Here is a 15,716-nt window from a genome sequence, read left to right on the forward strand (position 1 = left end):
GGAGCCGCGCGAGCGTCAGGTCGTCGGCAGCAGGAAGGTCGGCGACGGCGCCGCCGTGCGGTGGCGCACGCGACCCGGCACGCCGGTGCGGAGGTCCAGAGTCAGCGAGGCGACCTCGTCGGAGCGCTGGCCGGCGACCAGCAGCGTGTCGCGCACCACGAGGTGATGCCGCGGCCAGTCGACTCCGGCGTCGACGAGTGCCACCGGGCTGAGCGTCTCGCCCGAGCCCCGCACACGCAGGGTCGCGAGGGTGTTGCTGCCGCGCACGCCCGCGTAGAGGAATTCGCCGTCGCGCGAGGAAGTCAGCTCCGCCGCGCTGTCGCCCGGAAGGACGCCGCCGGCCCCGAGCGCGGTCCCGCCGACGACCTGCCACGTGCCGTCGACGGACGCGGCGAGCGCGAACACCTCGCACGAGAGCTCGGTCACGACGTACAGGTGGCCGCTCGGGTGCAGGATCACGTGCCGCGGGCCGCTGCCCTTCGGCAGGACGACCTGGTGCGCCGGCCGCAGCCCGGTCGGCGTGGTGCGCCAGAACCGCACGAGGTCGAGCCCCAGATCGGTCGTCACGACGACGCCGCCGGGCAGGTAGGTGGCCTGGTGGGCGCGGGACGGACGAGCGGATGCCGCGCCCTCCGCGCCCTCGTCGGCTGAGCCCGACGCGCCGTCATGGTCGGGAACCAGGTGCGCGTACTCCTCGCCGGCGGCCTCCCGCAGAGCGCGCGCGGCCGCCGCGAGGTCGAGGTCGGGACCGGCCGGCGACCCCGCGACCTCGGGGCCGTACGGATCGACGGCCGAAGCAGCGACGACCGGCGCGGAGGGCCGGCCCGCGGCATCCAGCGACATCCGCACCACCCGGCCATCTCCCCAGCAGGCGGCCAGCAGCGATCCGCCGTCCGGTGCGACCGCGACATGGCACGTCGCCTCGCCGGCGGGCACGGCTTCGCCGAGAGGGACGAAGGATGCCTCGCCCGTCCGCCGGAACGCCTGCACGGCGCCGCTCGCCTCGAGCGCCGCGTACACGACGTCGAGCGAAGGGTGCGCGGCGAGCCACGAGGGGGAGTCCGCAGCGGCGACGTCACCCGTGAATGCCAGGGGACCGCCCGCGGAAGCGTCGTCGGCAGAGCCGGCCAGCAGCATCCCGATCCCGGTCGCCGCGCCCTCCATGTCGGCGGTGTAGCCGCCCAGCAGGAACCTCATGCACCACTCCTACGGTCCGAGAACAGGTGTTCCGGCGAGAACAGGACGTTCTCGCGGTCGATGGTCCTGTCTGCGCCAGAACTCCTGTTCCGGGCAGGGCGACAGGTGCGCCGAAGGTCGTCCGGCATCCGGTGCACGATCAGTCGATGAGGTCGTGCCGCACGATGACGGCGTCGCGGGCGGCGCCGACGCCGATCACCGAGATGCGCGTGCCGCTCATCGCCTCGAGCGCGAGCACGTACTCCTGCGCCTCGACGGGGAGTTCCTCGAAGCTGCGGGCGCCGGAGATGTCCTGCTTCCAGCCGGGGAAGAACTCGAGGATCGGCTTGGCGTGGTGGAAGTCGGACTGGTTCACCGGGACCTCGTCGAACCGCTCGCCGTCGACGTCGTACGCGACGCAGACCGGAATGCGGTCGAGGCCGGTGAGGATGTCGAGCTTGGTGAGCACGAGGTCGGTGATGCCGTTGATGCGGGTCGCGTAACGGGTGATGGGCGCGTCGTACCAGCCGACGCGGCGCGGGCGGCCGGTGGTGGTGCCGAACTCGAAACCGCGCGAGCGCAGGAAGTCGCCGCTCTCGTCGAACAGCTCGGTGGGGAACGGACCGGCGCCCACGCGAGTCGTGTACGCCTTGACGATCCCGACGATCCGGTCCAGACGGTTGGGGCCGACTCCTGCTCCGGTCGCCGCGCCGCCCGCCGTCGCCGACGACGACGTGACGAAGGGGTACGTGCCGTGATCGACGTCGAGCATCGTGGCCTGGCCGCCCTCGAACACGACGACGTCGCCGGCGTCGAGGGCCCCGTTGAGCAGCAGCCCGGTGTCGGCGACCATCGGGCGCACGCGCTCGGCGTAGGAGAGGAGGTCTTCGACGACCTCGTCGACGGTGATCGCGCGGCGGTTGAAGATCTTCACCAGGAGGTGGTTCTTCTGGTCGAGCGCGCCGTCGACCTTCTGCCGCAGGATGTTCTCGTCGAAGAGGTCCTGCACGCGGATGCCGACGCGGTTGATCTTGTCGGCGTAGGCGGGACCGATGCCGCGGCCGGTCGTGCCGATCTGGCGCTTGCCGAGGAAGCGCTCGGTGACCTTGTCGAGCGTGCGGTGGTACTGCGTGATGATGTGGGCGTTGGCGCTCACGCGCAGGCGCGAGGTGTCGACGCCGCGGGCGTGCAGCGCCTCGAGCTCGGCGAACAGCACCTCGAGGTCGATCACGACGCCGTTGCCGATCACGGCATTCACCCCGGGCGACAGGATGCCGCTGGGAAGGAGGTGGAGGGCGTACTTCTCGTCGCCGATGACGACGGTGTGGCCGGCGTTGTTGCCGCCGTTGAACTTGACGACCCAGTCGGTGCGCTCGCCCAGGAGGTCGGTGGCCTTGCCCTTGCCCTCGTCTCCCCACTGGACTCCGACGATCACGATGCCTGGCATGGGCTACTCCCCCGTTATCGGACGGTTACACCCCATCCTATCCGGGCCGCACTGTCGACCCACCGCTAGGGTGGCGCCATGCGATCGAAGGCGTGGGCGCAGACCTGGTCCGTCATGCGGCTCGCGATGGCGGCCGTCCTCGTCGCGGCGATCCTCGCTCAGCTGCTGACGTCGCTGTCCACGGCGGCCGAGCTGGGTCGTGACGTCGGCACGACGTTCGCGAACTTCTTCAGCTTCTTCACGATCCTCTCGAACAGTCTCGCGGCAGTCGTCCTGCTCTGGGCGGCGCTGTGGTTCTTCACCCGGGGCCGTCACGCCGACGCCGAACCGCCCGCCCTCGCGCTGTCGCTCGCGTGCGTGACGACGTACATGATCATCACCGGCATCGTCTACAACCTGCTGCTGCGGCAGATCGTGCTCGATCAGGGCAGCGCGCCCGTCCCGTGGTCGAACGAGGTGCTGCATCTCATCGGGCCGCTGTTCCTGCTCGCCGACCTCTTCGTCGGGCCCCTGCGGCGCGCGCTGCCGTGGCGCGCCGTGTGGGCGATCGTCGCCCTTCCGATCTTGTGGGTCGCGTACACCATGCTGCGCGGTCCGCTCGTGACGAATCCCGGCACCGGCACGCCCTACTGGTACCCGTACCCGTTCCTCGACCCGAACAATGCCGGCGGCTGGGCCGCCGTGGCGTTCTGGGTCGTCGTCATCGCGGCCGCCTTCCTCGTCTTCGCCTCGCTCGTCGTGTGGTGGGGCCGTCGCGTCGGCCGCGAGCGCGAGCTGGACCACATCACCGGCGACCACGTCGAGGACGAGTGGGATGACGCGCGGCAGGCAGAGGTCGAGGAGCGCTGACGCGGAGAGCGGATGCCCCGCCCCGCCGCGACCGCTACGCGACCGGTGTCGACCCGGTGTCGGCGGTGCTCGGCGATCCGTCGGCGGGCGATCCGTCGGCGGCGTTCGCGGGCGGGGCCACGTCGTCGGAGACCTCGACGTCGGGCCCCTCGTACGCGGCCTCCTCCTCGGCGCTCCCGCCGGAGCCTTCGCCCGCGTCGGGCTGCGAGACCTCGTCGGTCACCTCGGCGTCGGCCGCGGCATCCGTCCCCTCCTCAGCCGGATGGGCGGCGGCGAACTCGGCCTCGCGGTCGCGGCGGCGGACCAGGTCGGGGACGTGCCACTCGCCCTCGGCGACGGCCGGGCGCGGGCGGTAGAGGCGGATCAGGTAGTTCCAGCCCTCGGGCAGCGGGATGCTGTTCGGCTCGGTCGCCGCCCCGGGGGGCGTGAAGTGCACCGTGACCGCGCCGTCCTCGTCGCGGTGCCCCGTGACGCTGTTGACCGTGTAGCGGCCCTCGTCGTTCGGCTCGAAGTATCCCTGGGCGTTGTAGACCGAGACCGACCAGAAGGCGTCGACCGGTACGTCGTGCATCGTGAGGTCGTAGAAGCCGACGGGCAATTGCGGATCGACGCCGACGTACGACGCCTCCGACACGGGCAGTCCGCCCCATCCCGCGGCCGTGCCGATGAGGTGGCGCACGGCGTCGACCTCCTCGCGGGAGCCGAAGGTGCGCTCGAACGAGCGGAGTCCGGCGGCGAGCGACAGGAGCGCGGTGCGGGTGGCATCGAGCGACGCCGCGTCGTACTCGTCGCCGACGAACTCGACGGCCGAGCCGGCCTCGAGCTGGACGGCATCCTGCACCTCCGCGACGCGCGCGACGTCGTCGGCGTCATCGGGGTCGACCAGGGTGCGGACGGCGACGAGCACGTAGTCCGCGCCCGGCGCGTGCTCGGCGAGGTCGTAGGTGCCCGCGCCGTGTAGGACCGCGCGCACGTAGTGGTCGCGGTCGACGATCATCACCGACAGATAGCGGTCGCCGGCATCCGGGACGACCAGCGTCGCACCCTCGGCGAGGTCGACGATCGCGAAGCTGTACAGCGTGTCGCGGTTCAGGCGGATCACCGTCTGCGCGTCGATCGACGCGGGCTCTCGGTTGTGGCGGAAGGTGTTCACGCCGCCGGCGTCGCGCTGGATGTCCGCGAACATGCGGTCGGTTTCCGCGCGCGCGAAATTGTCGGCGTTCACGTGAGTGCTCATGTCTCCACTTTGGCCCACGGTTCGCGCTCGCGCCATTCCACCCCGTCACACCGGAAATGTGCGATCATGCCCCGAACTAGACTGGAGACCATGTCGAAGGTCCTCCAGTCCCTGCCCGTCGGCGAGCGCGTCGGCATCGCCTTCTCCGGGGGACTGGACACCTCCGTCGCCGTCGCGTGGATGCGCGACAAGGGCGCCGTCCCGTGCACGTACACCGGTGACCTCGGCCAGCCCGACGAGGACGACATCGCGTCGATCCCCGACCGCGCGCTCACCTACGGCGCGGAGCTCTCGCGCCTGGTCGACTGCAAACCTGCCCTCGTCGAGGAGGGCTTCGGCGCCCTCGCGTGCGGTGCCTTCCACATCCGCTCCGGTGGTCGCACCTACTTCAACACCACCCCCATCGGCCGCGCGGTGACCGGAACCCTCCTGGTCCGCGCCATGAAGGACGACGGCGTCGACATCTGGGGCGACGGCTCGACCTACAAGGGCAACGACATCGAGCGGTTCTACCGCTACGGCCTGCTGGCCAATCCCGCGCTGCGCATCTACAAGCCGTGGCTCGACGCCGACTTCGTGACCGAGCTCGGCGGCCGCAAGGAGATGAGCGAGTGGCTCATCGAGCACGGCTTCCCCTACCGCGATTCGGCGGAGAAGGCCTACTCGACCGACGCGAACATCTGGGGCGCCACCCACGAGGCCAAGACCCTGGAGCACCTGGACGTATCGCTCGAGACCGTCGAGCCCATCATGGGAGTTCGCTTCTGGGACCCGTCGGTCGAGATCGAGACCGAAGACGTCACCGTGACGTTCGACGCCGGACGCCCGGTCGCCCTCAACGGCGTCGAGTACGCCGATCCCGTCGCCCTCGTCTTCGAGGCGAACCGCATCGGCGGACGCCACGGTCTGGGCATGAGCGACCAGATCGAGAACCGCATCATCGAGGCGAAGTCGCGCGGCATCTACGAGGCCCCGGGCATGGCGCTGCTGTTCACCGCGTACGAGCGTCTGCTCAACGGCATCCTCAACGAGGACACCCTCGCGACGTACCACGAGCAGGGCCGCCGCCTCGGCCGCCTCATGTACGAGGGCCGCTGGCTCGAGCCGCAGTCGCTCATGCTGCGGGAGTCGATCCAGAAGTGGGTCGGCTCGACGATCACCGGCTCGGTCACCTTGCGTCTGCGCCGTGGCGAGGACTACACGATCCTCGACACGACCGGTCCCTCGCTGTCGTACCACCCGGAGAAGCTCTCGATGGAGCGCGTGGGCGACGCCGCCTTCGGACCCACCGACCGCATCGGCCAGCTCACGATGCGCAACCTCGACATCGCCGACTCCCGCAGCCGGCTCGAGCACTACGCCGCGGCAGGCATCATCGGCGGCGCCGCCGGCGACCTGGTGGGCCGCGTGACCGCCGGCGAGGCAGACGAGATCACCGAGCGCGCGGAGTCGCAGGATGCCGCGGCCGAGGCCATCGAAGAGGCAATCGAAGCGGCATCCGAGTCGGCGATGTACGACGCCGGGACCGACTGAGCCCTCCGCTCGGTCGCACCTGCACAACGCCGTCGCTCGCCTGTCGCGATTCGTGGGTGCGACCCGCGATTCGTGACAGGCGAGCACTGCGCGCGGCGAGGAATTCGGCGCGTGACCTGGCCCGCGTTACGATGCAGATCTGTGCCGCGTCGACCCGAACGCGCGACACTGAGGTTCGCGCTGCATGAGATCGCGTTCCGTCCCGCGTCTATCCGAAAGATCTTCGATGCTGAAGTCCGCCCCCGAGCACGCCGACCCCGACACCGCTGAGGCGCCCCGCCGCCGTTCCGCGGGCCGCACGATCGGCATCACGGTGTACAGCATCGTCGCGGGCGTCGTCGTCCTCGCACTCATCGCGACCGGCTTCGTCGTCTTCACGATCCAGCGCTCGTTCCCCCAGCTGGACGGCCAGGTCGCCGTCGCAGGGCTGAGCGACGAGGTCACCGTCCAACGCGACGTGCTCGGCATCCCGACCATCACGGCCACGACGTCCGCCGACCTCTTCTATGCGCAGGGGTACGTCCACGCGCAGGACCGCTTCTGGGAGATGGACTTCCGTCGGCACGTGACCAGCGGCCGGCTGTCGGAGCTGTTCGGCGAGTCGCAGCTGTCGACCGACATGTTCCTGCGGACCCTCGGCTGGCGCGAGGTCGCCGAGCAGGAGGTCGAGGCGCTCGACGACACGGCCCGCGGGTACTACGAGGCCTACGCCGACGGTGTGAACGCCTACCTCGCCGACCACCAGGGCGCCGATGCCTCCTTCGAGTACGCGGTGCTCGGGCTGCAGAACGACGGCTACGAGATCGAGCCGTGGACGCCGGCCGACTCGGTCGCCTGGTTGAAAGCGATGGCCTGGGACCTCCGCTCCAACCTCGAGGAGGAGACCGAGCGCGCCGTGACCGCGCCTGACTTCACCCTCGATCAGCTGCAGGAGCTGTACCCCGCGTACCCCTTCGACCGCAATCCCGTCATCGTCCCGTCGATCACGTCGGTGCCCGCCGTGGGCAGCGTCTCAGACGAGGTGCCCGACGCCGACGCGAAGGCCGCCACGGCGTCGATCGAATGGTCGGAGGTCGACGGCGTCATCGAAGCCGTGAGCGAGCTCGTGGGCGGCGCCGGCGAGGGCATCGGCTCGAACTCCTGGGTCGTCTCGGGAGATCTCACCGAGAGCGGCAAGCCGCTGCTCGCCAACGACCCGCACCTCGGCGCCTCGCTGCCGAGCGTGTGGCACCAGGTCGGCCTCAAGTGCCGCGTCGTGTCGGAGGAGTGCGCGTTCGATGTCGCCGGCTTCGGCTTCTCGGGCGTTCCCGGCGTGATCATCGGGCACAACGACCGCATCGCGTGGGGATTCACCAACCTGACCACCGACGTCACGGACCTCTACCTCGAGAAGGTCGAGGGCGACAGCTACTGGCGTGACGGAGCACTCGTTCCGCTCGACGTGCGCACCGAGACGCTCGAGGTGGCGGGCGGCGACGACGTCGAGCTCGAGATCCGCTCGACCGTCCACGGCCCGCTCATCTCAGGACTCACCGATGCCTATACGGCCATCGCCGACAACCCGTACACGGGCACCGGAGGTGCGGTGGCGCAGCCGTCGGAGGCCCCGGCGGGCGAGTACGCGGTGAGCCTGCAGTGGACGGCGCTCACCCCGTCGACGACGCCCTCGGCGATCTTCGCGCTCAACCGCTCCCAGGACTTCGACGACTTCCGCGCCGCGGCGTCGCTCTTCACGGTGCCGGCGCAGAACCTCGTCTACGCCGACGTCGAGGGCAACATCGGCTACCAGACGCCGGGTGCCCTGCCCGTCCGCGGTGCCGGCGACGGCTCGATGCCGCAGCCCGGGTGGGACTCCGCCTACGACTGGCAGGGCTTCATCCCGTTCGAGGAGCTGCCCGTCTCGTACAACCCCGACGAGGGCTACATCGTGACGGCGAACAACGCGGTGGTCGGCGACGACTACCCCTACTTCCTGACGCGTGACTGGGACTACGGCTGGCGCGCGGCACGCATCGTCGATCTCCTCCAGCGCGCGTCCGCGAACGCCCCGCTCGACGCCGAAGACATGCGCGAGATCCAGGCCGACAACGGCTTCTTCCTGGGCATGCGCCTCTCGGGCGCCTACAGCGAGCTCGAGACGGGAGACGAGGGGACGGATGCCGCGCTCGATCTCCTGCGGACGTGGGATGCCCAGAACGACGCGTCGTCCGCGGCCGCGGCCTATGCGAACGTGCTGTGGAGCGAGCTGGCCCACAACCTGTTCGTCGAGGGCCGGGAGCACCCGGTGCCGCTGTCCGACCAGGCTCGTCTGTTCCTGGTGGTCGACGGCCTGCTGCGCGACCCGTCGTCGGAGTGGTGGACGAACGAGGAGCTGGGCGTCACGTCGCAGCAGCAGATGCTCGAGCGCTCGGCCGTCGACGCCTACGAGCGCCTCGTGGAACTGCAGGGCGAGAATCCGTCGAAGTGGGACTGGGGCTCGCTCCACGCGCTGCCCCTGACGAGCGGCACGTTCGGCACGTCGGGGATCGCGCCGATCGAGTGGCTCTTCAACCGCGGGCCGTTCCCGGTCGGCGGCGGCTCGTCGGTCGTCAACGCCACCGGCTGGGTCATGGACGAGGGCTTCGCGACCGTGACCGTGCCGTCGATGCGCATGGTGATCGACCTCGCCGACTTCGACGACTCGCGCTGGAACCAGCTGACCGGCACGAGCGGCCACACCTTCCACCCGAACTACATCGACCAGACGGCGGCGTGGCAGGAGGCGCAGCTCACCCCGTGGGCGTACTCGCGGGATGCCGTGACGGAGGCCGCGACGAACACTCTGACGCTCGTCCCCGCGGGCTGAGCCAACGCGTTTCGTCTCGGTCGCTGCGCTCCCTCGCTCAACGACCCGGAAAGCGGCGCCGCCCGGCACCTCCGGGTCGTTGAGCGAGCGCAGCGAAACGAAACGCGCCGCCCTACCCCCCGGGTCGTTGAGCGAGCGCAGCGAGACGAAACGCGCCGCCCTACCCCCCGGGTCGTTGAGCGAGCGAAGCGAGACGAAACGCGTCTCCGCCGCATCAGCCCCCGGCGGCGGGCGGGGTGCGGCGCGAGTCGGCGAGCTCGTCGACCAGCAGCGACGTCTCGTCGATCGTGCCGTTGCGGTAGGCCTGCCGGCCCACCATGTGGGCCGAGAGCGGCGCGGTGGCCAGCTGGATGAGCACGATCGGCACGAGGAACGCGACGACCGGCCACGACCGCAGCGACACGGCGACGGCCAGGCAGATGAGGATCAGGCCGAGCACCTGCGGCTTGGTCGCGGCGTGCAGGCGCGTCGGCACGTCGCGCCACCGCAGCAGGCCGATCGCGGCGGTGAGGCACAGGATCGCACCCGCGAGGATGAGGATCAGCGCGGAGAGGTCCAGCCAGGCATCGAGGGTCATCGTTGCGCGTTGTCCCTTCGTGCGACGAACCGGGCGATCGAGATCGACCCGAACACCCCGACCGCGGCGATGATCAGCAGCACCGGCAGCGACCGGGTGTGGTGGTTGATGGCCATCTCCGCACCGAGCACGCACATCACCTCGGTGAGGAGGACGTCGGATGCCACGGCCCGATCCAGGATCGACGGACCGATGATGATGCGCCACAGCGTGATCAGCGCGGCGGCGGCGAACGCGATGTAGATCGCCATCAGAAGAAGGTTCACGATCCACCTCCGGCGCGGGTTGCGGCATCCGCTCGCACTGCCGCCACCTGTGCACGCGAGCCCACGGCCATCACGATGCGACGCTCCCACCTGCGCACGGCCTCGCGCTGATGTTCGACGTCGGCGGCGGTGCGCACGCCGATGATGTGGAGGTAGAGGATGCGGCGGTCGCGGTCGGTGTCGACGATGAGCGAGCCCGGGATGAGGGAAGCAGTGACCCCGGTGTGGGTCATGATCAGGTCGTCGTCGGTCACGAGCGGAACGGCGATGATCGCCGCGCCCGGCTGCCGCCGGAAGTCGAGCACCTGGGCCGCGACGATGAGCGAGCCGCGCACGAGGGCGACGAGGAACTCGAACACGAAGATCGCGCCGAACAGCAGGTTCACCCTTCCGGAGAGTTCCACCGGGGGCAGCCGGAAGATGCGGGTCACGAACACCGCGGCGATCAGGCCGGTGAGGAACGCCACCCACGTGAACTGCCCCCACAGCAGCATCCACAGCGCGATGAGCCAGACGAAGAACGGCAGCTGACGCCACAGCTGGGTGAAGAGCAGGCGCTTGCCGCTGCGCGGAGTGGCATCGGGGGCGCTCACGGCTGCACCTCCTCTCCGAGTCCGCCTGTGCTGACCTCGTGCTGCTCCTCGAGCTGCACGAGAGTGACCGGCTCGAGGAGGGCCGCGCCGATGCGTGCGCACGCGTCGTAGAGCGGTCCGGCGAAGATCGTCAGCGCGACGGTGACGGCGACCATACCCGCGGTCGATGCCGTCATGATCCTCGGGATCACCCGGCGCGCGGTGTCGACGCCACCGGGGGACGCCCCCAGGTAGGAGATTCGCGCCTCGGTCTCGGCCGAGTCGTCCTCCTCGCGCCAGAAGGCGAGGTTCCACGCGCGCATGAGCGCGTAGAGGGTGAGGAGCGAGGTCAGGATGCCGCCCACGATGAGCACCATCATGATCGGGGTGCCGACCTCGGCCGCCGCGTCGAAGAGGGCGAACTTGCCGATGAACCCCGAGAAAGGCGGCAGGCCGCCGAGGTTGACGGCGGGGATGAAGTAGAGCACGGCGATGACGGGGGATGCCTTCATGAGGCCCTTGACCCGCAGGATCGAGGTGCTGCCGGCCCGACGCTCGACGAGCCCGACGGCCAGGAACAGAGTCGTCTGCACCACGATGTGGTGGATCATGTAGTAGATCGTCGCGCCGATCGCGGCGGGTGTCGCGATCGCGAGCCCGAAGATCATGTAGCCGATATGGCTCACGAGCGTGAACGACAGGATGCGCTTGAGCTCGGCCTGCGCGACCGCGCCGAGCACGCCGACGATCATCGTGGCCAGGGCCACCCACAGCAGCAGCTGGTTGACGTCGTTGTCGAGGAACAGCTCGGTCTCGGTGCGGATGATCGCGTACACGCCGACCTTCGTCAGCAGGCCGGCGAACACCGCCGTGACCGGCGCGGGCGCCGTCGGGTACGAGTCGGGCAGCCAGAACGACAGCGGGAACACCGCGGCCTTGATGCTGAACGCCAGCAGCAGCATCAGATGCAGGACGAGCTGGGTCTCCTGCGGCAGCTCGCCCATGCGCTGCGAGATCTGCACCATGTTCACGGTGCCGAGGGCACCGTAGATCATGGCGATCGAAGACAGGAAGAGGATCGACGAGACCAGCGAGACGACGATGTAGACCACGCCCGTGCGGATGCGCGACTCGGTCGAGCCGAGGGTGATGAGCACGTACGAGGCCACGAGCAGGATCTCGAAGCCGACGTAGAGGTTGAAGAGGTCGCCCGCGATGAACGCGTTGAAGATGCCCGCCGCCAGGATCAGGTACGACGGGTGGAAGATCGAGACCGGCGTCTCGTCATCGCCGTCGGCGGCGCCCTGCCCGACCGAGAAGAGGAGCACGGCGAGCAGCACGACGCTCGAGACGAGCACGAGCAGCGCCGCGAGCCGATCGACGTAGAGCACGATGCCGAACGGGATCGGCCACCCGCCGACGGAGACCGCGATGGCGTCTCCGGTCGAGTCCACCACGTAGAGCAGGATCGCCGAGATGACCGTGGTGAGTGTGAGGGCGGCGACCGAGACGATCACCTGCGTGTGGCGGTGACGACCCGCGATCAGCGCGATGGCCGCGCCGAGCAGGGGCAGCGTCACGAGCAGCGGGACCAGGGCGGGGGCGAGGGCGATCATGCGTCGTCGCCGTCCTCCCGCGGCCGCCGCGGGCGGTCCACGGGCGCGTCGTCGCGCAGTCCGGCGAAGTCGCGCGGGCTGAGCACCGTGATCGGCGAGGTGTCGAGGCCCACGAAGTCCGTCGTGGCGTCGTCGTCCTCGTCCTCGATCTCGATCTCCTCGTCCATCGTCTCGTCGACGTCGGCGGTGCGCTCGCGCACCGCGCGGTCGGCCTCGTCGTCCTCGACCGTGTCGGCCTGGCCCAGCTGCCACGAGCGGTAGATCAGGGCGAGGAGGAAGGCCGACACCGCGAACGTGATGACGATCGCCGTGAGCGTCAGCGCCTGCGGAAGCGGGTCGGACATCTCGTCGGGGTCGGCGGCCGCGCCGAAGAAGGGCGCGACGCCGGGGACGCCCATCACGATGAGCAGCAGCAGGTTGGCGGCGTTGCCCAGCAGCAGGAAGCCGATGAGCACACGGGTGAGGCTGCGTTCGAGCATCGCGTACACACCGCACGCGAAGAGCACCGCCATGACGATGATCAGGACTCCGGAGACTCTCACGAGACGGTGACCTCCGGTCGGTGGCCCGCGCTCGCCTCGAGCGCCTGCCGGTCGACCTCGGCGCCCAGGCTGCGCAGCACGTCGAGCACGAGGCCGATCACGACGAGGTAGACGCCGATGTCGAAGAGCGTCGAGGTGACGAACTCCACGTGCCCGAGGATGGGCAGGTCGGCGTCGAAGAAGAAGCTGGTGAGCGGTGCGGCGCCGAAGAACAGGGGCACGATCGCGCACGCGACGGCGATGGACATGCCGACGCCGAGGAGGCGGCCGGCGTCGGTGGGCGCTGCGGCGCCGAGTTCGTAGCGGCCGCCCGCCACGTAGCGCATGACGAGCGCCATCCCGGCCACGAGGCCGCCGGCGAAGCCGCCGCCGGGCAGATTGTGGCCGGCGAACAGCAGGTACAGCGACACGATGATGATCGTGTGGAACAGGATCCGCACGATCACCTCGAGCATGATCGAGCGGTTCTCAGGGTTGACGCGCTGGCCCCCGATGAGCCACGCCATCCGGCCGCCGCCGGCGCCGCGGGGCTTGATGCCGTCGGCGGTCTCGACGAGAGGCCGGCGGGTGCCCGCGGCGGTCGCGGGGAGCGGCGCGATGGCGCGCGAGAGCGTGTCGGCGCGGTGCGTGACGAAGACGAGGGATGCCACGCCCGTCGCCGCGAGGATGAGCACCGACAGCTCGCCCATCGTGTCCCAGCCGCGCAGGTCTACCAGCGCCACGTTCACGACGTTCTTGCCGTGCCCGAGTTCGTAGGCGAGCTCGGGGAAGCGTTCGGAGATGGGCTTGGTGCTGCGTGCCGAGGTGGCCACGACTGCGACGACCGCCATCGTCGCGCCCACGGCGGCGCCGAGCACGGCACGTGCCACGGGCCACACCGAGGCGTTGTGCTCGCCGAGCCGGGCCGGGATGCGGCGCAGCACGAGCGCGAAGGCGACCAGCGTCACCGTCTCGACGAGGATCTGGGTGAGCGCGAGGTCGGGTGCGCCGCTCGTTGCGAAGAGCATGACCATGCCCAGACCCGTCGCGGAGACCAGCACGACGCCGGTGTAGCGCTTGCGCGCGCGAACGGCCACGAGGGCCGCCACGATCATGATGGGGGCGACGATGAGCTGCGTCGGCGTGTGGAACAGGTCGAGGTCCGCGCGCCAGTCCGGGCTCGCGAGCAGGGCGGTTCCCTCCGCCGCCACGAAGACGACGAAGATGGTGCCGACGTAGACCGGCAGCGAACCGCGCTGGGTGAAGCTCGTGGTGACCACCGACAGCCGGGCGACACCGCGCAGCACGCCGTTGTAGACGTCGGCCGCAGAGAAGGGCAGCATGCGCTTCGACCACCCGGCGCGGGCCGTGAACCAGAAGATCACGGCGCCGACCACGATGGTGGCGAGCGAGATCCACAGCGCCGGCTCGAACCCGTGCCACAGCGCGAGGTGGGCCGGATGCTCGGCGGCGCCGGCCGGCGCGCGGCCGGCGTAGCCGGCGAAGGCGACGTCGAGCTGCGGCGCGAGGAACCCGGCGATGACGGTCAGGCCCGACAGCAGCACCGGAGCACCCAGGAAGCCGATGGGCGGATCGGGCCACGCCGTCGCCGGCAGGGCCTGGCGCGAGGCATCCCGCTTCGTCCAGAACGCGCCCCACAGAAAACGGAAGCCGTACGCGGCTGTCAGGACCGACCCGAGCACGACACCGACGAAGGCGACGATGCCCCACGGCGAACCGGCGAGCGCCTCGTCGAGGAACGCGGTGAGGACGCCTTCTTTGGCGACGAACCCGATCGTGGGGAAGATGCCGACCATCGAAGCGATGGCGATGAACGAGAACGTCGCCATGACCGGTGCCTGGCGTCCGACGCCGCTGAGCTCGGCGATGTCGCGCGTAGAGAGCTGGCGGTCGATCACGCCTACCACGAGGAAGAGCGCCGACTTGAACAGGGCATGGCTGAGCAGCAGGGCGAGCCCGGCGAGCGCGGTGTCGCGGCTGCCGTACCCGAGCACGACCGCGAGGAACCCGAGCTGGCTGACCGTGCCGAAGGCGAGGATGCGCTTGAGGTCGGTCTCGCGCAGCGCCTGGAATCCGCCGAGCAGCATCGTGAACACGCCGAGCGAGATGACGATCGGGCGCCACGTCGGTGCAGCGGCGAATACCGGGGCGAGGAGGGCGATGAGGTAGATGCCGGCCTTCACCATCGCCGCGGCGTGCAGGTACGCGCTGACCGGGGTCGGCGCGGCCATCGCGCCGGGGAGCCAGAAGTGGAAGGGGAAGATCGCCGACTTGCTCAAGGCCCCCACGAGCAGCAGCACGAGCGCCGCGTCGACGACCGGGCCGGTCGGCGCCTCGGAGAGGATGGTGGAGATGCTCGAAGTGCCGGCGTCGACGACCATCAGCACGACGCCGATGAGCATGACGAGTCCGCCGAGCGACGTCACCAGCAGGGCCTGCAGCGCGGCGCGGCGGCTGGCCGCGCGGCGGTTGTAGTAGCCGATGAGCAGGTACGACAGGACGCTCGTGATCTCCCAGAACATCACGAGAACGACGAGGTCGTCGGTGAGCACGAGGCCGTACATCGCGCCCGCGAACGCGAGCAGCACGGCGGAGAACTGGCCGAGGTTGTCGGTCTTCCCCCGGAAGTACCAGCGGCAGTAGATCATGACGAGAGCGCCGACGCCCGTGACGATGAGCGCCATGAGCCAGCCGAGGGTGTCCATGCGCATCGACAGCTCGATGCCGAGCGGCGTGATCCACGCGTACGACTCGAACGGCGGATCCCCTGCGAAGACGGCCGGGCTCAGTGCCACCGCCTGAGCGAAGGCGACGATCGGCAGCACCGCCGCGACGTAGAAGGCGCGGGCGCCGATGCGGGCGGTCAGCCACGGAAGGATCAGCGGCATGAGCGCGAACGCGCCGAGGATGAGGAGCATGGGGGCCTCCTCATGGTCGTCGGCCGGGGGCTCCCGCGCGCAGCTCGGGCGATCAGGGTGTCGGAACGAGTCTAACGGGGCCGAGAGGCGGCCGTGGTCGCGCCCGCTCGCCGAACCCGCCCCCTCGCCACCCATCGG

General features: G+C 70.1%; 12 protein-coding genes. 3 read left to right on the top strand and 9 right to left on the bottom strand.

The annotated features are described in order from the left end of the window. Positions 1-15: 15 nt before the first annotated feature. Entirely contained in the window at positions 16-1,197 is a 1,182-nt protein-coding gene (locus tag JX005_RS13430; RefSeq protein WP_214468045.1) for a lactonase family protein, read from the bottom strand. Between the two features lie 139 nt (positions 1,198-1,336). After that, complete coding sequence (locus JX005_RS13435) at positions 1,337-2,623, bottom strand: adenylosuccinate synthase (RefSeq protein ID WP_214468046.1); 1,287 nt, start codon at positions 2,621-2,623, stop codon at positions 1,337-1,339. A gap of 78 nt (positions 2,624-2,701) precedes the next feature. Here JX005_RS13435 and JX005_RS13440 point away from each other — a divergent pair, with 78 nt between their 5' ends. Further along, positions 2,702-3,472 carry a Pr6Pr family membrane protein gene (locus JX005_RS13440; RefSeq protein WP_246533941.1) on the top strand — a complete coding sequence of 257 codons (771 nt, stop codon included), beginning with the start codon at positions 2,702-2,704 and terminating at the stop codon, positions 3,470-3,472. A gap of 34 nt (positions 3,473-3,506) precedes the next feature. On the opposite strand, the gene JX005_RS13445 is transcribed toward JX005_RS13440, so the two are convergent. After that, complete coding sequence (locus JX005_RS13445; protein WP_214468047.1) at positions 3,507-4,709, bottom strand: DUF1214 domain-containing protein; 1,203 nt, start codon at positions 4,707-4,709, stop codon at positions 3,507-3,509. Between the two features lie 90 nt (positions 4,710-4,799). On the opposite strand from JX005_RS13445, the gene argG reads away from it, so the two are divergent. Both argG and JX005_RS13455 read left to right on the top strand, forming a co-directional pair. Next, entirely contained in the window at positions 4,800-6,242 is a 1,443-nt protein-coding gene (argG, locus tag JX005_RS13450) for an argininosuccinate synthase (protein ID WP_214468048.1), read from the top strand. A 226-nt stretch (positions 6,243-6,468) separates the two neighbouring features. Further along, complete coding sequence (locus tag JX005_RS13455; RefSeq protein WP_214468049.1) at positions 6,469-9,087, top strand: penicillin acylase family protein; 2,619 nt, start codon at positions 6,469-6,471, stop codon at positions 9,085-9,087. A 214-nt stretch (positions 9,088-9,301) separates the two neighbouring features. On the opposite strand, the gene mnhG is transcribed toward JX005_RS13455, so the two are convergent. The 6 genes from mnhG to JX005_RS13485 are packed head-to-tail and all read right to left on the bottom strand — an operon-like array spanning position 9,302 to position 15,578. Next, on the bottom strand, positions 9,302-9,664 hold the full coding sequence (gene mnhG, locus JX005_RS13460; RefSeq protein ID WP_214468050.1) for a monovalent cation/H(+) antiporter subunit G: 363 nt from the start codon (positions 9,662-9,664) through the stop codon (positions 9,302-9,304). Next, positions 9,661-9,915, bottom strand: a complete 255-nt coding sequence (locus JX005_RS13465; protein ID WP_246533942.1) for an MrpF/PhaF family protein — start codon at positions 9,913-9,915, stop codon at positions 9,661-9,663. Before JX005_RS13465 ends, mnhG begins: the two co-directional genes overlap by 4 nt. A gap of 11 nt (positions 9,916-9,926) precedes the next feature. Beyond that, positions 9,927-10,523 (bottom strand): Na+/H+ antiporter subunit E, encoded by a 597-nt coding sequence (locus JX005_RS13470; RefSeq protein WP_307858590.1) that lies wholly within the window; start codon positions 10,521-10,523, stop codon positions 9,927-9,929. Next, positions 10,520-12,118, bottom strand: a complete 1,599-nt coding sequence (locus JX005_RS13475; RefSeq protein WP_214468052.1) for a Na+/H+ antiporter subunit D — start codon at positions 12,116-12,118, stop codon at positions 10,520-10,522. Before JX005_RS13475 ends, JX005_RS13470 begins: the two co-directional genes overlap by 4 nt. Beyond that, on the bottom strand, positions 12,115-12,660 hold the full coding sequence (locus JX005_RS13480; RefSeq protein WP_214468053.1) for a Na(+)/H(+) antiporter subunit C: 546 nt from the start codon (positions 12,658-12,660) through the stop codon (positions 12,115-12,117). The genes JX005_RS13475 and JX005_RS13480 overlap by 4 nt, the downstream gene beginning before the upstream one ends. After that, complete coding sequence (locus JX005_RS13485; RefSeq protein WP_214468054.1) at positions 12,657-15,578, bottom strand: Na+/H+ antiporter subunit A; 2,922 nt, start codon at positions 15,576-15,578, stop codon at positions 12,657-12,659. Before JX005_RS13485 ends, JX005_RS13480 begins: the two co-directional genes overlap by 4 nt. Between the last annotated feature and the right edge of the window lie 138 nt (positions 15,579-15,716).

Origin of the sequence: Microbacterium flavescens (assembly GCF_018588945.1) — a bacterium.
Taxonomy (GTDB): Bacteria; Actinomycetota; Actinomycetes; order Actinomycetales; family Microbacteriaceae; genus Microbacterium; species Microbacterium flavescens.